This is a genomic window from Microbacterium saccharophilum (assembly GCF_007992455.1).
GTDB lineage: Bacteria > Actinomycetota > Actinomycetes > Actinomycetales > Microbacteriaceae > Microbacterium > Microbacterium saccharophilum.
In genome coordinates this window covers 1-20,160 of record NZ_BKAH01000007.1, presented here as the reverse complement: position 1 = coordinate 20,160, position 20,160 = coordinate 1, and the positions used below count along the sequence as shown (strand labels likewise).

General features: G+C 72.0%; 19 protein-coding genes. 17 read left to right on the top strand and 2 right to left on the bottom strand.

What is annotated here, in order from left to right:
* Window positions 1-34: 34 nt before the first annotated feature.
* From MSA03_RS08575 to dapF, 14 genes are all read left to right on the top strand, one after another.
* A complete protein-coding gene (locus MSA03_RS08575; protein WP_028496015.1) occupies window positions 35-1,711 on the top strand; it encodes a ribonuclease J in 1,677 nt (558 codons plus the stop codon).
* A 16-nt stretch (window positions 1,712-1,727) separates the two neighbouring features.
* A complete protein-coding gene (locus MSA03_RS08570) occupies window positions 1,728-2,216 on the top strand; it encodes a GNAT family N-acetyltransferase (protein ID WP_036272316.1) in 489 nt (162 codons plus the stop codon).
* A gap of 84 nt (window positions 2,217-2,300) precedes the next feature.
* On the top strand, window positions 2,301-4,970 hold the full coding sequence (locus MSA03_RS08565; RefSeq protein ID WP_147050490.1) for an FtsK/SpoIIIE family DNA translocase: 2,670 nt from the start codon (window positions 2,301-2,303) through the stop codon (window positions 4,968-4,970).
* 19 nt (window positions 4,971-4,989) lie between these two features.
* Window positions 4,990-5,571, top strand: coding sequence for a CDP-diacylglycerol--glycerol-3-phosphate 3-phosphatidyltransferase (pgsA, locus tag MSA03_RS08560; RefSeq protein ID WP_147050488.1), 582 nt, complete (start codon window positions 4,990-4,992; stop codon window positions 5,569-5,571).
* Entirely contained in the window at window positions 5,568-6,110 is a 543-nt protein-coding gene (locus MSA03_RS08555; protein WP_147050486.1) for a CinA family protein, read from the top strand. The genes pgsA and MSA03_RS08555 overlap by 4 nt, the downstream gene beginning before the upstream one ends.
* A 171-nt stretch (window positions 6,111-6,281) precedes the next feature.
* Window positions 6,282-6,596 carry a helix-turn-helix domain-containing protein gene (locus MSA03_RS08550; RefSeq protein ID WP_028496010.1) on the top strand — a complete coding sequence of 105 codons (315 nt, stop codon included), beginning with the start codon at window positions 6,282-6,284 and terminating at the stop codon, window positions 6,594-6,596.
* A gap of 15 nt (window positions 6,597-6,611) precedes the next feature.
* Window positions 6,612-6,836 (top strand): DUF3046 domain-containing protein, encoded by a 225-nt coding sequence (locus MSA03_RS08545; RefSeq protein ID WP_147050484.1) that lies wholly within the window; start codon window positions 6,612-6,614, stop codon window positions 6,834-6,836.
* Between the two features lie 235 nt (window positions 6,837-7,071).
* Window positions 7,072-8,118 carry a recombinase RecA gene (gene recA / locus MSA03_RS08540; protein ID WP_147050482.1) on the top strand — a complete coding sequence of 349 codons (1,047 nt, stop codon included), beginning with the start codon at window positions 7,072-7,074 and terminating at the stop codon, window positions 8,116-8,118.
* 2 nt (window positions 8,119-8,120) lie between these two features.
* Entirely contained in the window at window positions 8,121-8,819 is a 699-nt protein-coding gene (locus MSA03_RS08535) for a regulatory protein RecX (protein ID WP_147050480.1), read from the top strand.
* A gap of 85 nt (window positions 8,820-8,904) precedes the next feature.
* Window positions 8,905-9,825, top strand: coding sequence for an ABC transporter ATP-binding protein (locus MSA03_RS08530; protein ID WP_147050478.1), 921 nt, complete (start codon window positions 8,905-8,907; stop codon window positions 9,823-9,825).
* Window positions 9,822-10,700 carry an ABC transporter permease gene (locus MSA03_RS08525; RefSeq protein ID WP_147050476.1) on the top strand — a complete coding sequence of 293 codons (879 nt, stop codon included), beginning with the start codon at window positions 9,822-9,824 and terminating at the stop codon, window positions 10,698-10,700. The genes MSA03_RS08530 and MSA03_RS08525 overlap by 4 nt, the downstream gene beginning before the upstream one ends.
* 40 nt (window positions 10,701-10,740) lie before the next feature.
* On the top strand, window positions 10,741-12,291 hold the full coding sequence (gene miaB, locus MSA03_RS08520) for a tRNA (N6-isopentenyl adenosine(37)-C2)-methylthiotransferase MiaB (RefSeq protein ID WP_147050474.1): 1,551 nt from the start codon (window positions 10,741-10,743) through the stop codon (window positions 12,289-12,291).
* On the top strand, window positions 12,288-13,205 hold the full coding sequence (gene miaA, locus MSA03_RS08515) for a tRNA (adenosine(37)-N6)-dimethylallyltransferase MiaA (protein WP_147050472.1): 918 nt from the start codon (window positions 12,288-12,290) through the stop codon (window positions 13,203-13,205). Before miaB ends, miaA begins: the two co-directional genes overlap by 4 nt.
* A gap of 578 nt (window positions 13,206-13,783) precedes the next feature.
* Complete coding sequence (gene dapF / locus MSA03_RS08510) at window positions 13,784-14,653, top strand: diaminopimelate epimerase (protein WP_147050470.1); 870 nt, start codon at window positions 13,784-13,786, stop codon at window positions 14,651-14,653.
* A 61-nt stretch (window positions 14,654-14,714) separates the two neighbouring features.
* Here the strand turns inward: dapF and MSA03_RS08505 are convergent, their stop codons facing one another.
* Entirely contained in the window at window positions 14,715-15,356 is a 642-nt protein-coding gene (locus MSA03_RS08505) for a class I SAM-dependent methyltransferase (RefSeq protein WP_147050468.1), read from the bottom strand.
* A gap of 84 nt (window positions 15,357-15,440) precedes the next feature.
* Here MSA03_RS08505 and hflX point away from each other — a divergent pair, with 84 nt between their 5' ends.
* Window positions 15,441-16,961, top strand: a complete 1,521-nt coding sequence (hflX, locus tag MSA03_RS08500; RefSeq protein WP_147050466.1) for a GTPase HflX — start codon at window positions 15,441-15,443, stop codon at window positions 16,959-16,961.
* On the opposite strand, the gene MSA03_RS08495 is transcribed toward hflX, so the two are convergent.
* Window positions 16,954-18,849, bottom strand: coding sequence for a prolyl oligopeptidase family serine peptidase (locus MSA03_RS08495; RefSeq protein ID WP_147050464.1), 1,896 nt, complete (start codon window positions 18,847-18,849; stop codon window positions 16,954-16,956). The two genes, hflX and MSA03_RS08495, sit on opposite strands and share 8 nt — an antisense overlap.
* A 211-nt stretch (window positions 18,850-19,060) precedes the next feature.
* On the opposite strand from MSA03_RS08495, the gene MSA03_RS08490 reads away from it, so the two are divergent.
* Together MSA03_RS08490 and MSA03_RS14635 are read left to right on the top strand one after the other, a co-directional pair.
* Entirely contained in the window at window positions 19,061-20,011 is a 951-nt protein-coding gene (locus MSA03_RS08490; RefSeq protein WP_147050462.1) for a methylenetetrahydrofolate reductase, read from the top strand.
* Window positions 20,008-20,160, top strand: a 153-nt coding sequence (locus tag MSA03_RS14635) for a hypothetical protein (protein ID WP_147050460.1), incomplete at its 3' end; no start/stop codon positions are given. The genes MSA03_RS08490 and MSA03_RS14635, both read left to right, overlap by 4 nt.

Here is a 20,160-nt window from a genome sequence, read left to right as displayed (position 1 = left end):
AAGCGGATGCCGCGGCATCCGGAGGAGGCATCCCATGCCCACGAACGTCTACGATCCGCCTGCCCTCGAACCGGGCACCCTCCGCGTCACCCCGCTGGGCGGCCTCGGCGAGATCGGCCGCAACATGACGGTCTTCGAGTACGGCGGCAAGCTGCTCATCGTCGACTGCGGCGTGCTCTTCCCCGAGGAGCACCAGCCCGGCGTCGACCTGATCCTGCCCGACTTCGAGCCCATCAAGGACCGCCTCGACGACATCGTCGCGGTCGTGCTCACGCACGGGCACGAAGACCACATCGGCGCCGTCCCGTACCTCCTGCGCCTCAAGCGCGACATCCCCGTCATCGGGTCGGGCCTCACCCTCGCGCTCGTCGAGGCGAAGCTCAAAGAGCACCGCATCAAGCCGTACACCCTGACGGTGACCGAGGGCCAGCGTGAGAACGTCGGGCCGTTCGATCTCGAGTTCGTCGCGGTCAACCACTCCATCCCCGACGCGCTCGCCGTCGGCATCCGCACTCCCGCGGGTCTCGTGCTCGCGACCGGCGACTTCAAGATGGACCAGCTGCCGCTCGACGGTCGCCTCACCGACCTGCGCGCGTTCGCCCGGCTCGGCGAGGAGGGTGTGGATCTCTTCCTCGTCGACTCCACCAACGCCGACGTCCCCGGATTCACCCCGCTCGAGCGGGCCATCGGCCCGGTCCTGGACCAGGTCATCGCCAAGGCCCCGCGCCGCGTCATCGTCGCGAGCTTCTCCAGCCACGTCCACCGCGTCCAGCAGGTCATCGACGCCGCCGCCGAGAACGGCCGGCGCGTCGCCTTCCTCGGCCGCAGCATGGTGCGCAACATGACGATCGCCGAGGAGCTCGGCTATCTCAAGGTGCCGGACGGCGTGCTGATCGACTACAAGAAGGCCAAGGATCTTCCGGACGACCGGATCGTCTACATGTCCACGGGCTCGCAGGGCGAGCCGATGGCCGTGCTGTCGCGGATGGCGAACCTCGACCACGCGATCGAGCCGGGCCCCGGCGACACGGTGATCCTCGCGTCCAGCCTCATCCCCGGCAACGAGAACGCCGTCTACCGCGTCATCGACGGGCTCACCAAGCTCGGCGCGAACGTCGTGCACAAGGGCAACGCCAAGGTTCACGTCTCGGGCCACGCCGCCGCCGGCGAGCTGCTGTACTGCTACAACATCCTCAAGCCCCGCAACGTCCTCCCGGTGCACGGCGAGTACCGCCACCTGATCGCCAACGCGAAGCTCGCCCAGGACACCGGCATCCCCGCCGAGCGCACCATCATCGGCGAGAACGGCACCGTGGTCGACCTGAAGGACGGGCACGCCGAGGTCGTCGGCCAGCTCGATCTCGGGTTCGTCTACGTCGACGGCTCCACGGTCGGCGAGATCACGGATGCCGATCTGAAGGACCGCCGCATCCTCGGTGAGGAGGGCTTCATCTCCGTCATCGTCGTGGTGGATGCCGCCACCGGCCGCATCATCACGGGTCCCGAGATCCACGCCCGCGGCTTCGCCGAGGACGACGCCGTGTTCGACTCGGTCAAGCCGAAGATCGCCGCGGCGCTCGCCGAGGCCGCGCAGTCCGGCGTCCGCGACACGCACGCGCTGTCCCAGGTGGTCCGCCGCACGATCGGCCGCTGGGTCAACCAGGCGCTGCGTCGCCGTCCGATGATCGTGCCGCTCGTCATCGAAGCCTGACCCGGGGATCCCGCCGATGCCGTTCCGCACCCGCCCCGCCGTGCAGGCCGACGGCGCGTTCCTGGCGGACATGGTCGTCGAGGCGGCCAACTGGCGGCAGGGCGGGCTGCGTCCGCGGCATGAGATCCTCACGCACCCCGATCACAGCCGCTACATCGCCGGCTGGATGCGGTCGGGGGATGCCGGCGTCGTCGCGCTCGACGAGCAGGACGAGCCGGTCGGCGCCGCGTGGTACCGCGTGCTGCCGCGCACCGATCCGGGGCTCGGCTACCTCGCGACCGGGGTGCCGGAGCTCATCATCGGCGTGCGGCCGATCTGGCGCGCGCACGGGGTGGGCCGCACGCTCCTGCAGCGGCTGTGCGAGCAGGCCCGGGCGGACGGGCACGGCCGGATCAGCCTCTCGGTGGAGCGGGGCAACTTCGCCCAGATCCTGTACCGCACGGAGGGCTTCGCCGTCACGCAGAGCGGGTTCGGGCGCGACACGATGGTCAAGCTGCTGCGCTGACGCGCGCCGGGCGACCGGGGTCGTTCGCGGCGAACAGCCGCGTCAATCCGCGGGAACGCGCCCCTCGCCGCCTACCGTGGAGGGATGGCCAGGAGCAGCAGTCCGACCGCGAGCCCGCGCGCGTCCGCGAAGGGCTCCTCTTCGCGCGCGTCGAAGGCGGCGCCCGCCCCGAAGCGGTACGTCGACGAGCCGGAGAAGCCGCCCGTCTTCGTCCGCGCCTGGATGGGCCTCGCACACGCCGCGGGCGGCGTCTTCCGCACCTTCGGGCAGGAGACGCTCGAGAAGGATCAGCGCCGCGACGGGTTCCCGTTCGTGCTCGTCCTCCTCGCGATCGCGGGCGGCGTCGTCGAATGGTTCCTGATCGGCACCGAGGTCGGCACGACGATCAGCGCGTTCTCCGTCGGCGCGCTCGTCGGCCGTGAGGCGTTCATCCTGCCGGTGCTGCTGCTCTTCCTCGCCGGCTGGCTGTTCCGCAACCCGCCGTCGGTGCACGACAACGGCCGCATCGGCATCGGCTTCGGTCTGTTCATCCTCACGATCGCCGGCTTCTGCCATGTGCTCGGCGGCCGGCCGCAGCCGAAGTCCGGACTGCCCGCGCTGAGCGAGGCCGGCGGCCTGTTCGGCTGGATGATCGGCGAGCCGCTCGCGATGCTGCTCACGAACATCGGCGCCGGCATCGTGCTGGGCCTGCTGAGCGTGCTCAGCATCCTGATCCTCACCAAGACCCCGCCGAATCGGATCGGCGAGCGACTCGGCGATCTCTACGCGTGGATGTTCGGCACCGAGCGACCCACCGCCGACGCGTCGACAGTCGCGTTCACGCCGGATGCCGACAAGGATGCCGGCGACAGCCTCCCCTGGTGGCGGCGCAACAAGTCCGGCCGGGAAGAGGTCGACGACGGTCACCTCGGATCGGACGACCTCACGGCGCTCCTGGACGGCTCCGGCCCCGGCGCGTTCGAGACGGCCGTCACGGTCCCGGCCCCCGCACCGGACGCCCCGACGGAGATCATCGACCCCGCCGTCGTCGCCGGCGCGAAGCGCGCGGCCCGCAAGGCCGACACCGCGATCCGCGAGGACACGCAGGAGATCGTCGACGACGGGCTCCTGCCGGGCCTGAGCGGCCTCGGCGCCGACCACGACGGCCGCCCGCCGGCCGCCCCGTACCGCCTGCCGTCCGTCTCGGCGCTCGCCGAGGGAACGCCGCACAAGGCGCGGTCCGAGACGAACGACCAGATGGTCCGCGCCATCATGGGCGTCTTCGAGCAGTTCTCCGTCGACGCCCGCGTCACGGGCTTCTCCCGCGGCCCGACGGTCACGCAGTACGAGATCGCCCTCGGGCCCGGCGTCAAGGTCGAGCGCATCACGGCGCTCACCAACAACATCGCGTACGCCGTCGCGTCCAACGAGGTGCGCATCCTCGCGCCGATCCCCGGCAAGAGCGCGATCGGCGTGGAGATCCCCAACCTCGACCGCGAGATCGTCACGCTCGGCGACGTGCTGCGCTCTCCCGCCGCGGCGGCCCAGACGCACCCCATGACGATCGGCGTCGGCAAGGACGTCGGGGGCGGCTACGTCATCGCGAACCTCGCGAAGATGCCTCACCTGCTCGTGGCCGGTTCGACCGGCTCGGGAAAGTCCAGCTTCGTCAACTCGATGATCACGAGCCTCCTGATGCGCGCGAAGCCCGCCGACGTGCGGATGGTGCTCATCGACCCCAAGCGCGTCGAGCTGACGAGCTACGCGGGCGTCCCGCACCTCATCACCCCCATCATCACGAACCCCAAGAAGGCCGCCGAGGCGCTGCAGTGGGTCGTGAAGGAGATGGACATGCGGTACGACGACCTCTCGTCGTTCGGCTTCCGGCACATCGACGACTTCAACCGCGCCGTCGTCGCGGGGGAGATCAACCTCCCGGTCGGCAGCGAGCGCGTGCTCAAGCCCTACCCGTACCTCCTCGTCGTCGTCGACGAGCTCGCCGACCTCATGATGGTCGCCCCGCGCGACGTCGAGGACTCGATCGTCCGCATCACGCAGCTCGCCCGCGCGAGCGGCATCCACCTGGTGCTGGCGACCCAGCGTCCCTCCGTCGACGTCGTCACGGGCCTCATCAAGGCCAACGTGCCCTCGCGTCTGGCGTTCTCCGTGACGAGCGTCACCGACTCCCGCGTCATCCTCGACCAGCCCGGGGCCGACCGGCTCATCGGGCAGGGCGACGGGCTCTTCCTGCCGATGGGCGCATCGAAGGCGATCCGCGTGCAGGGCGCGTGGGTCAGCGAGGCCGAGATCGAGCGGGTCGTCTCGCACGTCAAGGGGCAGGAGCGTCCCGAGTACCGGGCCGACGTCGCCGCCGTCGTGGAGAAGAAGGAGATCGACGCGGACATCGGTGACGACCTCGAGCTGCTCCTCGCGGCCGCCGAGCAGATCATCTCGACGCAGTTCGGCTCCACGTCGATGCTGCAGCGCAAGCTGCGCGTCGGCTTCGCGAAGGCCGGGCGCCTCATGGACCTCCTGGAGTCGCGGGAGATCGTCGGCCCCTCCGAGGGGTCGAAGGCCCGCGATGTCCTGGTGACCCCCGACGAGCTGCCCGCCGTGCTCGCGCGCCTGCGCGGAGACGACCCGCCCGCATCCGCTGCGGCGCCCGCCACCGACCCGTACGGGCCGGACGCCGTCGACGCGCAGTTCCACGGCTACACGGTCGTCGAGGAGGACGGCGGCGACGAGGACGCCTGGGGCCTCACCGGCCGCGACTGACCCGACTAGGCTCGTTCCTGTGGCGATCCCGAGGCAGCTCCCGAACGCGATCACGATCGTGCGCATCCTGTGCGCGCCGGTCTTCATCTGGATGCTGCTGGCCGACGCCGGCGCGGACGGCGGGCTCCGCTGGGGCGCGGCGATCCTCTTCATCGTCGCGATCGCGACCGACGGGATCGACGGCTACCTCGCGCGGCGGCATGACATCGTCACCGACCTCGGCAAGCTCCTGGATCCCATCGCCGACAAGGCGCTGACCGGCTCCGCATTCGTCTGCCTCTCGATCCTCGGCGAGCTGCCCTGGTGGATCACCGTGCTCGTGCTCGTCCGCGAGATCGGCGTCACGGTGCACCGGCTCATCGTCGCGGGCGACCACGTCGTCGCGGCCGCGTGGATGGGCAAGCTCAAGACCGTCGCCCAGGCCGTCGCCCTCTCCCTCGCGCTGCTTCCCCTGTGGACGGTCGTGGGGGACTGGATCCACGTCGTCAACGCGATCGTCATGACGATCGCCGTCGTCCTCACCGTCGGGAGCGGCCTCGACTACGTGTTCACGGCCATCCGCGCCGCCCGCAGCGGCTCCCGCGGCGGGGTGCGCGCATGACGCGCCAGCCGCCCAGCTCGCTGCCCGAAGAGCTCGAGTCCACGCTCGTCTCGGCGAGCCGCCGCACCGACCCGGAACGCCTCATCGCGCGCCTGAAGGACCTCGGCTGGTCCGTCGGCATCGCGGAGTCGCTCACCGGCGGCCTCGTCGTGTCCTCCCTCGTCTCCGTCGCCGGGGCCTCCGCCGTCGTGCGCGGCGGCATCGTCGCATACGCCACAGACGTGAAGGAATCGCTCCTGGGGGTGGATGCCACCCTCCTCGAGGCACACGGGCCCGTCCACCCGCGCGTGGCGCGGCAGATGGCCGACGGCGTGCGCCGTGCCGTCGGACGCGACGGCATCCCCGCCGACGTCGGCATCGCCACCACCGGGATCGCCGGCCCGCTGTCCCCGGACGGGCAGCCCGTGGGCACCGTGCACATCGCGATCTCGACGCCGCTGGGTTCCCGGGTGGAGTCCTTCCAGCTCGGCGGCGACCGCGAGGACATCCGCTCCGAGGCCGCCGCCCGCGCCCTCCGCCTCGCGCTGGATGCCCTGTGAGCGACGGCGCGTCGGCCGGAGCGCCGTGACGTGCGGGAATACCTGCGGTTTCAGGTCCGTTACGTATGAGTGATTCCCACCCATTGCCCAGCACTGCGGGTCTAGGGTGGCTGGCAAGTGAGATAGCGTGGTCCCCCCGGGGACGCGGATGGTCGAAGAAGGGGGCCCGTCATGATCCTGGTTCGTCAAGAGATCGGCGACGTCCTGCGCGACTTCCGCCTGCAGAAGGGCCGCACGTTGCGCCAGGTCGCCGGTCGTGCGAGCGTGGCGCTCGGATACCTCAGTGAGGTCGAGCGCGGTCAGAAGGAAGCGTCGAGCGAGATCCTCGCGGCTGTCGCGGACGCTCTCGATGTCCCCATCTCCACGATCATGCGCGAAGTGGGCGACCGCATCTCGGTGCTCGAGGGGCTGCACACGTTCTCCGATGTCGTCCCGGACGACATCGCATCGCTGGACGAGGTCCAGCCCGAGCTCTCCCTGCACTGAGCCGGCGCCGCACGAATGCGTCTGAGCGAGTTCCATCGCGCCGTCGAGGACGAGTTCGGCGTCCGCGGGGCGGCGCTCGTCGACGATCTGAGCCTCGTCGCCCTGGAGAACCGCACCTCGCGCGAAGCGCTGAAGGACGGCGTCCCGGCACGCGACGTGTGGCTGGCGCTCTGCAGCGAGATGGATGTGCCGCCGTCGCGGCGGCACGGCGTCGGACGCCTGGACCCGCGCGGACGGTGAGCCGCGCGACACGCGGCGTGTCATCGAAGTTCTGTTCGATTCCCGCGTAGTCTCCTGCACAAGTGGTGTCGAGGAAGCGTCTTCCCCGATGCGGGGGTGCGGCCGACGAATGTCGGAGGCCCTTCGTAGCGTGGCAGACGTCACAGAGACACCACATGCCTTGTCGCAGCATCGCCCCGCCGGGGAGAGCGCGACAGCCTACAGGCGACGGAACGCGAGCATAAAGGAGCACGCCATGCCCTCAGCAGTTGACCGCGAGAAGGCCCTCGAATCGGCCCTCGCCCAGATCGACCGGCAGTTCGGGAAGGGCTCGGTGATGCGCCTCGGCAGCGACGACCGCGCCCCCGTCGAGGTCGTCCCCACCGGGTCGATCGCCCTCGACGTCGCCCTCGGCATCGGCGGGCTCCCGCGGGGCCGCATCGTCGAGATCTACGGCCCGGAGTCCTCCGGCAAGACGACGCTCACGCTGCACGCGATCGCCAACGCCCAGCGGGCCGGCGGCATCGCCGCCTTCATCGACGCGGAGCACGCGCTCGACCCCGACTACGCGCAGAAGCTCGGCGTCGACATCGACGCCCTCCTCGTCTCGCAGCCCGACACGGGGGAGCAGGCGCTCGAGATCGCCGACATGCTCGTCCGGTCCGGCGCCATCGACCTCATCGTCATCGACTCCGTCGCGGCGCTCGTGCCCAAGGCCGAGATCGAGGGCGAGATGGGCGACTCCCACGTCGGTCTGCAGGCCCGCCTCATGTCGCAGGCGCTCCGCAAGCTCACCGGTGGGCTCAACCAGACCAACACGACGATGATCTTCATCAACCAGCTGCGCGAGAAGATCGGCGTGTTCTTCGGTTCCCCGGAGACCACCGCCGGCGGCAAGGCGCTGAAGTTCTACGCGTCCGTGCGCCTCGACATCCGTCGCATCGAGACCCTCAAGGACGGCACCGAGGCGGTCGGCAACCGCACCCGCGTCAAGGTCGTGAAGAACAAGATGGCGCCGCCGTTCAAGCAGGCCGAGTTCGACATCCTGTACGGCGTCGGCATCTCCCGCGAAGGCAGCCTCATCGACTTCGGCGTCGAGCACGCGATCGTCAAGAAGTCCGGCGCGTGGTACACGTACGACGGCGAGCAGCTCGGCCAGGGCAAGGAGAACGCCCGGAACTTCCTGATCAAGAACGCCGACATCGCCGCCGACATCGAGACCAAGATCAAGCAGAAGCTCGGCATCGGACAGCCCAAGATCGTCGAGGAATCCGACGAGCTGGCCGCCCGCCGCCCGGCCTGATCATGCGTTCGGACAACGGGGGCGAGCGCGGCGACGCCACGCTCGCCCCCGTCATCCCGCTCTTCGGCGGGAAGGCAGCAAAGGCCGACGCGGTACCGCCGCGTCGCGGCGGCGACGATCAGCAGAGCTCGGCTCCCCGGATGCCCGAGTGGCACCCCACGTGGGTGGCGGAGGAGCCCGCTCCTCCCGTCGTCGACGGCGACGCGGACGCGGCCGAGGCCCTGGCCCGCGCGGAGAAGGTGCTGCTGAAGAAGCTCCGCACCCGTTCGCTCTCCATCCGGGAGGCGCGCTCGGCGCTCGCCGAGCATGACCTGGACGACGACGTGGCCACCGCCCTGCTCGACCGTTTCGTCGCGCACGGCTACCTGGACGACGAGGCGCTCGCCGAGCAGCTCATCCACAAGGCCGTCTCCCGCAAGGGACAGGGCCGGCAGGCGATCGCCCAGACGCTGTCGCAACGGGGGATCGGGCGCGACGTCATCGACATCGCCCTGGCCTCCCTCCCCGACGACGAGGCCGAACGCGCTCTCGAGTTCGCCCGCGCCAAAGCGGCCTCGATGGACTCCCTCGAGCGCGATGTCGCGCTGCGCCGGCTCGCCGGCCAGCTCGCCCGCCGCGGCTACGGGTCGACCGCGCTGAGCGCCGCACGCCAGGCGCTCGACGAGCGCTCGAGCCCGAAGAGCCGCGTCCGCTTCGAATGACCCCGCGGGCGGCGGAGGCCGCCGCGGCGGGGCTGACGCGCCCCTGCCGTCCCGCTAGGCTCGGGCCGGGCGAGCGGAGGATGCCGTGGCGATCGAGGTGCAGGGGCTCACGAAGCGCTACCGCGCGAAGGTGGCGGTGGACGACATCTCGTTCACGGTGCCCGACGGCGGGGTGTTCGCCTTCGTGGGCACCAACGGCGCCGGCAAGTCCACGACGATCGGCTGCCTGACCACGATCCTGCCGTTCGATGCCGGCGAGGTGATCGTCGGTGGACGGGACGTGCGGCGCGAGGGGCACCAGGTCCGCGAGTCGATCGGCGTCGTCTTCCAGGACTCGCTCCTGGACCCGCTGCTGACGGCGCGGGAGAACCTCCGTCTCCGCGGCCGGCTGTCCCACGTGCGCGGAGCGGCACTCGAGGCGCGCATCCGCGAGGTGTCCGAGCTGATCGGTCTGGACGACTTCCTGGACCGGCGGTACGGCGTCCTCTCCGGGGGCCAGAAACGGCGCGTCGACATCGCACGCGCCCTCCTCCCGGAGCCCGCGGTGCTCTTCCTCGACGAGCCGACGGCGGGGCTCGACCCGGCCAGCCGCGCCCTCGTCTGGTCGACGCTGCACGCGCTGAGCGCGCGGACCGACTTCACCGTCTTCTTGACGACCCACTACCTGGAGGAGACGGAGGAGGCCGCACGCGTCTGCCTCATCGACGACGGCCGAATCATCGCCGACGACACCCCGGCACGCCTCCGCGCCCGCTACAGCCGCAGCACCCTGACCGTCACGACCGACGACGCGGACGCCCTGATGGCCCTCAGCCGGGCGGCGGGCGCCGACCCGGTCCGTGAGGGCGACCTCGTCGTCATCGCCGTGCCCGACGCCGACGCGGCGCGGGCACTGCTGGCCGAGCACGGCGACCACGTCCGCGACTTCGAGTTCCGGCATGGCCGGATGGACGATGTCTTCCTCGCCCTCACCGGCCGCCCCGCCGATCAGGAGGCAGCCGCGTGAACGTCGTCACGGCGATCGTCGGCCGGAACCTGCGCCTGTTCTTCCGCGACCGCCTCAACGTCTTCTTCTCGCTCCTGGGCGCCGTCATTCTCTTCGGCCTCTACACCCTGTTCCTCGGCAATCTGCAGACCACCGATCTGGCCGAGTCGCTCCCGGGAGCATCCACCGGAGAGGTTCAGGCGTTCGTCGACAGCTGGATGTTCGCCGGCATCGTCCTCATCACGACCGTCACCACGGGGCTCGGCGGCCTCTCCGTGCTCGTGGACGACGACCAGTCCGGCCGGTTCCGCGACTTCCTCGTCGCGCCCCTGCGCCGCGGCCAGCTCGTCCTCGGGTATCTGCTGTCGGCCGTGCTCGTCGCCGTGCTCCTGTCGGTCCTGGTCCTCGCGATCAGCATCCTGTACCTCGGCGTCGTCCGCGGAAGCTGGATGTCGGTCCCTGCGGTCCTCCGCAGCCTCGCGATCGTCGTCCTCGCCTGCGTCTCCTTCACGGCGCTGTCCGCCCTCATCGTCTCGTTCGTGCGGACGAACGGCGCCTTCTCGGGCCTCGCCACGATCGTCGGTACGATCCTCGGCTTCGTCGCCGCCGCCTACATCCCGATCGGCGTCTTCCCGGCCGGCGTCGCCTCCGTCGTCGCGGCGCTCCCGTTCGCGCAGGCCGGGATGCTGCTGCGCCGGGAGTTCGCCGGCGACACCCTGGCGCAGATGACCGCCGGCGTCCCCGAGGCGAGCGAGCCGCTCCGCGCCGTGTACGGGCTCGACCTGACGATCGGCGACTGGGCGGTGCCGTCATGGTTCGTCGTCGCCGTGCTCGTGGTCGTCGCCGTCGTCTGCACCGCGCTGTCGGCCCGGCTCATGCGCCGCCGCATCCGCTGAGCGGAGCCGCCGCGGTCCCGGCTCGTAGAATGGCCCCATCATGACTTTCCCGTCCTCCTCGCCGACCCTCATCGCGCCCTCGGCCGCCGCGCACGCCGCCGACGGGCGTCCCCGCACCTACGAGGTGCGCACGTTCGGGTGTCAGATGAACGTGCACGACTCCGAGCGGCTGTCCGGCTCGCTGGAGAGCGCCGGCTACGTGCGGGCGGATGCCGGCGCGGAGGCCGACGTGGTCGTCATCAACACGTGCGCCGTGCGCGACAACGCCGCCGGCAAGCTGTACGGCACGCTCGGACACCTGAAGTCCCGGAAGGACAAGCACGAGGGCATGCAGATCGCCGTCGGCGGCTGCCTCGCCCAGATGGACAAGGATGCCGTCCTCGACAAGGCCCCGTGGGTCGACGTCGTGTTCGGCACGCACAACATGGGGTCGCTGCCGAGCCTCCTGGAACGCGCCCGGCACAACGGCGACGCGGCACTGGAGATCCTCGAGTCGCTCGAGGTGTTCCCCTCGACGCTGCCCACGAAGCGCGACTCGATCTACAGCGGCTGGGTCTCCATCTCCGTCGGCTGCAACAACACCTGCACCTTCTGCATCGTGCCGAGCCTGCGCGGCAAGGAGAAGGATCGTCGTCCCGGCGACATCCTCAGCGAGATCCGGCTGCTCGTCGACGACGGCGCCCTCGAGGTGACGCTCCTCGGGCAGAACGTCAACAGCTACGGCGTGGAGTTCGGCGACCGGCAGGCCTTCGGCAAGCTGCTGCGCGCCGCCGGCGAGATCCCGGGTCTCGAGCGCATCCGCTTCACGAGTCCGCACCCGGCCGCCTTCACCGACGATGTCATCGATGCGATGGCCGAGACGCCGGCCGTCATGCCGCAGCTGCACATGCCGCTCCAGTCCGGCTCGGACCGCATCCTGAAGGCGATGCGCCGCTCGTATCGCAGCGAGAAGTTCCTCGGCATCCTCGATCGCGTGCGTGACCGCATCCCGCACGCCGCCATCTCGACGGACATCATCGTCGGCTTCCCCGGCGAGACGGACGCCGACTTCGAAGACACGCTCCGCGTCGTCGAGCAGGCGCGCTTCGCGAGCGCGTTCACCTTCCAGTACTCCATCCGCGAGGGCACGCCCGCGGCGACCATGCCCGACCAGGTGCCGAAGGCCGTCGTGCAGGAACGCTACGAGCGCCTCATCGCGCTGCAGGAGCGCATCTCGCTCGAGGAGAACCGGAAGCAGGTGGGCCGCGAGCTGCAGGTGCTGGTCTCCACAGGCGAGGGCAAGAAGGATGCCGCGACGCACCGGCTCACCGGCCGCGCCGAGGACAACCGCCTCGTGCACTTCGAGCTGCCCGCCGGCTCGGCGGTTCCGCGCCCCGGTGACATCGTGTCCGTCGTCGTGACGCACGCCGCTCCCTTCCACCTCCTCGCCGACAGCACGGACGGCGCCCCGCTGCGCATCCGCCCGACGCGCGCCGGCGACGCGTGGGATCGTTCGCAGGCCGAGTCCTGCGGCGTACGGGCCCCCGCGGGGCAGGCCGCCGCCCCACGGGCCGTCTCGCTGGGACTGCCCACGCTGCGTATCGGGCAGTGACCGCCCCGCGGCTTTGGGCCCTCGTCGGCGCGACCGGCACCGGCAAGACCGCGCTGTCGCTGCGCCTCGCGGAGGAGCTCCACCGACGCGGCGCGGGAGCGGAGATCGTGAACGCCGACGCCATGCAGCTGTACCGCGGCATGGACATCGGCACCGCCAAGCTTCCGGAGGCCGAGCGGCGCGGCATCCCGCACCATCTCTTCGACGTGCTCGACGTCGCGGACGAGGCGGCCGTCGCGGCATACCAGCATCAGGCGCGCGCTGTCATCGAGCAGATCCTGGCGCGGGGCGCCGACGCGATCCTCGTGGGCGGCTCCGGGCTGTACGTTTCCAGCGTCCTGTACGACTTCCGCTTCCCGCCGCGGGACGACGCGCTGCGCGCGCAGCTGGAGCAGGAGCTCGCCGAGCGCGGCCCGGGGTCATTGCTGAGCAGGCTGCGCGCGCTCGACCCCGCCACCGCCGAGCGGGTCGACCCCCGCAACGGCCGGCGCATCGTGCGGGCGCTCGAGGTCGTGCTGCAGGGCGAGGATACGCACGGCGCCGCTCTCCCCGCGGCCCCGGTGCTCTGGCATGTGCCGACCTCGATCATCGGGGTGCACGTCGACCGCTCGGAGCTCGTCGCGCGCCTCGACGTCCGCGTGGAGCGGATGTGGGCGGACGGCCTGCTCGAGGAGGTCGCGCGGCTCCGCGCCGCCGGCCTCGACGACGGACTGACGTCCCGCCGCGCGATCGGGTACGCGCAGGCGCTTGCCCAGCTGGCGGGGGAGAAGACCCAGGACGAGGCGATCCCCGAGACGCAGGCGCTCACCCGCCGATACGCCCGGCGGCAGGTGTCCTGGTTCAAGCGCTATCCCGACATCACGTGGGTCGGCCCGGAGGCCGACCCCGCCGCGCTCGTCGACGCCGCGGGCTGACCCGCCTGCGCCCGCGGGGCACCGGGACCCCGCGGCGATCTGCAGGATCGGGTGTAATGGGTGGGGCGGATGAGTGGTCAGGCGTCACCGCAGTCACGTGTCATCCTGCATTTCGCTGCGAACCCGCAGTGCGCCGTCTCCGAACGACGCGCGTCGGAGCACACGCCGCGGCGCCATCCGCCGGGCCGGGAAAGCCCCGGCGAGCGCCTCGGCGCGGTGCGCGTGCGCGCGTGCCGCAGCGATCTGCAGGATCGGGTGTGACGGGTGGGGCGGATGAGCGGCCAGGCGTCACAGCAGTCACATGTCATCCTGCGTTTCGCTGCGCACACGGAGTTCGCGTCCCCAACGACGCGCGCCGGAGCACGCGGTGCCCGCCTGCGTGACTGCCCGCCACGGCCGCGCGCCGGTGCCCGCCCGCTTGGCTGCCCGCCACGGCCCGCCTGCTGCGCCGGGCCCGCCCGCCCATGCCCGCCCGCTTGACTGCCCGCCACGGCCGCCCGCCCCGCCGGGCCCGCCCGCCACGGCCGCGGGCCGCCGGGCCGCGGGCCGACACCGGCGGCACGATCTAGACTGGCGGGATGCCGCAGACGATCGCCTTCACGAAGGGCCAGGGGACCGGCAACGACTTCGTCGTCGTCGCGGACCCCGACGGCGCGCTCGCGCTGACCGACGATCAGGTCGCGGCGCTGTGCGACCGGCGGTTCGGGATCGGCGCCGACGGGACGCTGCGCGTCGTGCGCTCGGCGGCCCTCCCCGAGGGCGCAGCCACGCCGGACGCGGAGTGGTTCATGGACTACCGCAACGCCGACGGCTCGGCCGCCGAGATGTGCGGCAACGGCATCCGGGTGTTCGCGAAGTACCTGGTCGACGCCGGCCTGGCAGCACTCGACGGAGGTGAGCCGCTGCGCATCGGCACCCGCGCGGGCGTCAAGACCGTCACCCGCGTCGAGACGGGCTTCGAGGTCGACCTGGGCGTGTGGCGTCCCGACGACGCCGACGTGCTCGTCCGGGCACGCGGCCTGTCCGTCGCACGCCCCGGCCAGGGCATCGACGTCGGCAACCCGCACGTCGTCGTCGCGCTGCACACGACCGCCGAGCTCGAAGGGCTCGACCTCACGGTCCAGCCCGTGCTCGACCCCGCCCCGCCGTCGGGGGCGAACGTGGAGTTCGTCGTGCCCGCAGACCCGCTCGTGCGCGACGGCGTCGGTGCGATCACGATGCGCGTGTTCGAGCGGGGCGTCGGCGAGACGCTCTCCTGCGGCACGGGCGTCGCGGCATCCGCCCTCGCGGTCCGGCACTGGGCCGGTGCCGGCGCCCCGGAACGGTGGACGGTGGATGTGCCCGGCGGGCGCCTCGGCGTCCGCGTCGTCATGCACGAGGACGGCGAGCACGTGCTGCTGTCCGGCCCCGCCGCGCTCGTGTTCAGCGGCGAGGTCGCACTCGCCTGAGCCTGATCCCCAGCCTGACCACCAGCCCGAGCCCTAGCCGGAGCCACGAGCCCGGCCGAGCTCAGGGCAGGTCGATCGGCGCCGTCGGGGGTGTGCCGTGCCGGCGCACCCGCAGCACGCGGAACCCGCGGCCGGTCGCGGCGCGGGAGACGGAGTACCCGTTCTCGAAGGTCGCGGCGAGCCAGCGCTGCAGCGAGTCCGAGCCGAGGTTCCGCTGTACGACGAACCACGCGTCGCTGCGCTCGTCGAGTCGCGGGATCCACCGCTCGAGCAGGCCGTGCAGCTCGTTCTTCCCGACGCGGATCGGCGGGTTCGAGCGGATGGTGCGGAACGAGACGTCGTCGGGAACATCCTCGGGGAGCACGGCGTTGACATTGTGGAGCCCCAGGGACGCCGCGTTGCGGCGCACGAGGTCGAGAGCACGCTCGTTGACATCGACGGCCCAGACGGTCGCGTGCGGGGATTCCAGTGCGAGTGACAGCGCGATGGGTCCCCACCCGCTGCCGAGGTCGAGCAGGTGGCCGCCTGCCGGCGGCGGCGGCGTGTTCGCCAGAAGGACGCCCGTCCCGCCGTCGACGTGATCGGGGCTGAAGACGCCCCCCGCGGTCTGGACCTCCATCGGACGGCCCGCGAGGGTCACACGGATGCGTCGGAGGTTCTCGGCACTGGACGGGGCCGCGCTGAAGTAATGATCGCTCCCCACGCAGACGAGCGTAGCGGAGGAGCCGCCCGGCGCGGGAGGCTAGAGTGCACGGGTGGCCGGGAGGCCTCCCTTCGGAAGGACGATATGACAGACGCCATCACACCCCAGAGCACGGACGAGACGCCGGTGGACCCGGTGGATCGTGTGCTGGCGCGCGCCGACGCGCGCTCCGGGGTGCGCGTGTTCGGCGGCGCACAGGCGCTGCAGGATGCCGCGACCGTCACGTACGGCGACAGCGACGGCGAGCAGTGGGACCGCGAGGAGCGCGCCGCGCTGCGCCGCGTCCCGGGGCTCTCCACCGAGCTGGAAGACGTCACCGAGGTCGAGTACCGGCAGCTGCGGCTGGAGAACGTCGTGCTCGTGGGCGTGTACCCGCAGGGTTCGCAGGAGGATGCCGAGAACTCGCTGCGCGAGCTGTCCGCGCTCGCCGAGACCGCGGGCGCGGTCGTCCTCGACGGCGTGCTGCAGCGCCGCCCGCACCCCGACCCGGCGACCTACATTGGCCGCGGCAAGGCCTCCGAACTGCGCGACCTCGTCGCCGCCGTGGGCGCCGACACCGTCATCGCCGACACCGAGCTCGCCCCCAGCCAGCGGCGCGCCCTCGAGGATGTCGTGAAGGTCAAGGTCATCGACCGGACCACCGTCATCCTCGACATCTTCAGCCAGCACGCGAAGAGCCGCGAGGGCAAGGCGCAGGTCGAGCTCGCGCAGCTCGAATACCTCCTCCCGCGTCTGCGCGGCTGGGGTGAGTCGATGAGCCGTCAGGCCGGTGGCCAGGTCGGCGCCGGCGGTGCGGGGATGGGATCGCGCGGTCCCGGTGAGACGAAGATCGAGCTGGACCGTCGCCGCATCCGCACGAAGATGGCGCTGCTGCGCCGCCAGATCCGCGACTTCGGCCCGGCCCGTGAGGCCAAGCGCGCCGACCGCAAGCGCAACACGATCCCGTCCGTCGCGATCGCCGGGTACACCAACGCCGGCAAGTCGAGCCTGCTGAACAAGCTGACCAGCGCCGGCGTCCTCGTCGAGAACGCGCTGTTCGCCACGCTGGATGCCACGGTCCGTCGCGCGGAAGCCGTGGACGGCCGCGTGTACACGCTCACCGACACGGTCGGCTTCGTCCGGAACCTCCCGCACCAGCTCGTCGAGGCGTTCCGCTCGACGCTCGAGGAGGTCGCCGACGCCGACGTCATCGTGCACGTCGTCGACGGGTCGCACCCCGATCCGGCCGCCCAGCTGCTCACGGTGCGCGACGTCATGGGCGATGTGGGCGCGCGCTCCACCCGCGAGATCGTCGTGTTCAACAAGGCCGACCTCGTCGACCCCGACACGCGCCTCGTGCTGCGCGGACTCGAGCCCTCCGCCCTCTTCGCCTCATCGCGGACGGGCGAGGGCATCGCCGAGCTCCGCGCGGCGATCGAGGAGGCGCTGCCGCTCCCGGCGGTCGAAGTGCGGGCGCTCGTGCCCTACGAGCGCGGCGACCTCATCAACGCGGTCCACGAGAGCGGCCACATCATCTCGACGCGCCACGAGGAGGAGGGCACGGCCGTGCACGCGCACGTTTCCGAGCACCTCGCCGCGCAGCTGGCGCCCTACGCGGTCAGCTGAGCTCGATCGGCTCCACCCCCGGGGTCTGGAAGCCGAACACCTGGCCGAGGAAGGCCAGCTCCGTCTCGAGCGCGTGGACCATCGTCTCGCCGCGGCGGAAGCCGTGCCCCTCGCCCTCGTACAGGACGTACGCGTGCGGCACCCCGCGCGCGGCCAGCGCCGCGCGGATCGCGTCCGACTGCGCCGGCGGGACGACGGCATCCTCTGCCCCCTGCAGCAGCAGGAGGGGGACGCGGAACCGCTCCGGACGGCTGAGCGGCGACCGCTGGAGGTACAGCGATTCGGCTTCCGGCAGCGGACCGATGAGGCCGTCGAGGTAGCGGGCCTCGAAGTCGTGGGTGTCCGCGGCGAGGGCGCGGGCATCGCCGACGCCGTAGCGGGAGATGCCCGCTCCGAAGACGTCCGTGCCCACGAGCGCCGCGAGCACCGTCCACCCGCCGGCCGAGCCGCCCTCGATCGCGAGGCGCTGCGGGTCGGCACGGCCCTCCGCCACGAGACCGGATGCCGCCGCGGCGACGTCGTCGACGTCCACGATGCCCCACTGCCCCCGCAGCCGTTCCCGGTACGCGCGGCCGTACCCGCTCGAACCCCCGTAGTTGACGTCGAGGACGCCGACGCCGCGACTCGTGAAGAACGCGATCTTGCCGTCGGCGACACCGCCGACGTGCGACGTCGGGCCGCCGTGGACGAAGACGACGTACGGCGGCAGCTCGCCGGCGGATGCCGTGACCTCCGGGTTCGTCGGCGGGAAGTCGAAGGCATGGACCTCGCCGTGCGGGCCGGCGAAGGTCACGGGTCGCCCTGCCGGGTACCACTCCCGCGCGATGCCGCCCGGTGCCGGCGTGATCCGCTGGGCGGCGCCGTCCGTGCCGATCAGCCAGATGCCGCTCCCGCCGGTGCCCGCGCCGGAGACCAGCGCGCGGACGCCGTCGGAGGCCTCCACGACGAGCCGTGTCGTCGCGGGGAGATCGATCGGGGATGCCGTCCCGTCGGGGTCGATCGCGACGAGGCGGTCACTGCCCTGGGTCTGCACCGCCAGCACGCCGCCGTCGCGCCGCGGCGCGTACCACCGCAGGCCGAGCACCCACAGCGGCCCCCCGGTGTCCGCGTCGGCCGCGAGGACGACATCCGCGTCCAGGCCCGCATCCAGCCGCACCCGGGACACGTTCCACCGTCCGCTCGCGTCGTCGGCGAACAGCAGCTCGTCGGCGGAGTCCCACTCCGGCTGCAGAGCCGCCGTCTCGCCGGAGGACACGCTCGTCCACTCCGCCACGACACCGTCCTCGACCCGACCGACGCGCACCTGCGTCCGGTCCCACGGCATGTCGGGGTGATCCCACGCGACCCAGGCCAGGTGCCGGCCGCCGGGGGACAGCGCCGGCTGGGCGAGGAAGGCGCTGCCGCCCACGAGGCTCGTCACGGCGCCCTCCGCGTCGATCGACACGATGTCGCGGTGGGGGACCGGATCGTCGCCGTGGTGCTCACGGACCGCCAGCAGCATCCCCTCCTGCCAGCGCAGCCCGCCGTAGCGGACGTCCTCGTCCGTGGCCGCCGTCAGCGCGTGCGGCTCCTCGCCGGGGCGCAGCGTCCAGACCCGCTGGTCGCTCTTCTCGACGAAGAACAGCCGTCCGTCCTCGGTCGCGGCCCAGGACCCGCCGCCGTACTCGTGGACCCGCGACCGGGCGTTCCACGGCGCCGGCAGGACGTTCTCGATCGCACCGTCGGCGCCGCGCCGGCGCACCGCGGTGCGTCCGCCCTCGTCGGGGAGCGATTCGCCCCACCAGATCTCGTCGCCCGCGAACGCGGCGCCCTCATAGCGCGGTGAGCCGGCGGTCGCCGCAGCGGCGGTGAGCGGAGAGGGCCAGGAACCGTAGGGCAGCTCGGACATGCCTCCACCGTAGGCCCGGTGAAACGTCGCGTCACACTCCTCCCGGGCCGCGCAGGGGAGTCGTAAAGTGATGCCATCGACGCCCGGTCACACCGGGCAGGAGCGACAGCCGAGCCCGGCACCCGCCCGCGATGCCCTCCCGCCCTGCCGGCGGGGGAGCGACCGCGGCCGACCGGCCCGAGACACACCGCCCCTGACCCCGGAGAGACCCATGTCGAGCGAGACCGCCGCCGCGGTGCCCTTCTCCTTCGAGATCTACCCGCCGCGCACCGACGCCGGGATGCCGGCCCTGCACGAGACGATCAGGATGCTGGCCGCCGCCGGCCCGGAGTTCATCTCCGTGACCTTCGGCGCCGGCGGCTCCACGGGCGGCCGCTCGCTCGAGGTGCTCACGCACATCCTCCGTCAGACCGATGTCCCGCCGCTGGCGCACCTCACGTGCGTGGGATCCAGCTACGAGGAAGCGACGACCCTGATCCGGGAGTTCCTGGATGCCGGGATCACGCGCTTCCTCGCGCTCCGCGGCGACCCGCCCGCGGACGCCGCGGAGGGCGAGGAGTACGTCGGCGACCTCGCCAGCGCGGCCGAGCTCGTGCAGCTCATCGACCGCGTGCAGGCCGAGCGTGCGCCGTACACCGAGGCGCCCGTTCCCGGCGTGCCCGGCGCCGCGCGGGTGGCGCCCCGCGCCCGCGTCGAGATCGCCGTGGCGGCCTTCCCCAACGGGCACCCGCGTTCGCGGCACCGCCTCGAGCACATCGACGCGCTGCTGGCCAAGCAGGCCGCGGGGGCGACGTTCGCGATCAGCCAGCTGTTCTTCCACGCCCACGACTACCTGGGCTTCGTGGAGCTCGCGCGGGCCGCGGGCGTGACCATCCCGATCCTGCCCGGCATCATGCCGATCACCTCGCCCAGCCGGCTGCGCCGCGTCGTCGAGCTCACCGGTGAGCCGCTGCCGTCCGACCTCGCCGTCGCCCTCGACGTCGAGCCGACCGCGGAGGGGCGCCGCGAGATCGGCGTCCGGCACGCCGCGGCCCTCGCGCGCGACGTGCTCGCCGGCGGAGCCGGCGGCATCCACCTGTACGCCTTCAACAACCACGACAACGTGCTGGCCGTCCTCCGTGAGGCCGGCGTCCGCACCCGTACCGAGGAGATCTCCGCATGACCGCTTCCTTCCCCACCGGCACGATCCTCGGCTACCCGCGCATCGGGCGTCGTCGCGAGCTGAAGCGCGCCGTGGAGGCGCACTGGTCCGGCGCCGTGACGCTCGAGGAGCTCGAGACGACGGCCGCCGAGCTGCGGCGGGCGACCCGC

What these genes read in the sequence shown, in the direction of transcription:
- hflX (WP_147050466.1), top strand. Translation starts at nt 15,441, where the DNA reads ATGACAGACGCCATCACACCCCAGAGCACGGACGAGACGCCGGTGGAC.
- MSA03_RS08545 (WP_147050484.1), top strand. Translation starts at nt 6,612, where the DNA reads ATGCGTCTGAGCGAGTTCCATCGCGCCGTCGAGGACGAGTTCGGCGTC.
- MSA03_RS08575 (WP_028496015.1), top strand. Translation starts at nt 35, where the DNA reads ATGCCCACGAACGTCTACGATCCGCCTGCCCTCGAACCGGGCACCCTC.
- MSA03_RS08535 (WP_147050480.1), top strand. Translation starts at nt 8,121, where the DNA reads ATGCGTTCGGACAACGGGGGCGAGCGCGGCGACGCCACGCTCGCCCCC.
- MSA03_RS08490 (WP_147050462.1), top strand. Translation starts at nt 19,061, where the DNA reads ATGTCGAGCGAGACCGCCGCCGCGGTGCCCTTCTCCTTCGAGATCTAC.
- MSA03_RS08570 (WP_036272316.1), top strand. Translation starts at nt 1,728, where the DNA reads ATGCCGTTCCGCACCCGCCCCGCCGTGCAGGCCGACGGCGCGTTCCTG.
- MSA03_RS08550 (WP_028496010.1), top strand. Translation starts at nt 6,282, where the DNA reads ATGATCCTGGTTCGTCAAGAGATCGGCGACGTCCTGCGCGACTTCCGC.
- MSA03_RS08495 (WP_147050464.1), bottom strand. Translation starts at nt 18,849, where the DNA reads ATGTCCGAGCTGCCCTACGGTTCCTGGCCCTCTCCGCTCACCGCCGCT.
- dapF (WP_147050470.1), top strand. Translation starts at nt 13,784, where the DNA reads ATGCCGCAGACGATCGCCTTCACGAAGGGCCAGGGGACCGGCAACGAC.
- MSA03_RS08565 (WP_147050490.1), top strand. Translation starts at nt 2,301, where the DNA reads ATGGCCAGGAGCAGCAGTCCGACCGCGAGCCCGCGCGCGTCCGCGAAG.
- miaB (WP_147050474.1), top strand. Translation starts at nt 10,741, where the DNA reads ATGACTTTCCCGTCCTCCTCGCCGACCCTCATCGCGCCCTCGGCCGCC.
- MSA03_RS08555 (WP_147050486.1), top strand. Translation starts at nt 5,568, where the DNA reads ATGACGCGCCAGCCGCCCAGCTCGCTGCCCGAAGAGCTCGAGTCCACG.
- recA (WP_147050482.1), top strand. Translation starts at nt 7,072, where the DNA reads ATGCCCTCAGCAGTTGACCGCGAGAAGGCCCTCGAATCGGCCCTCGCC.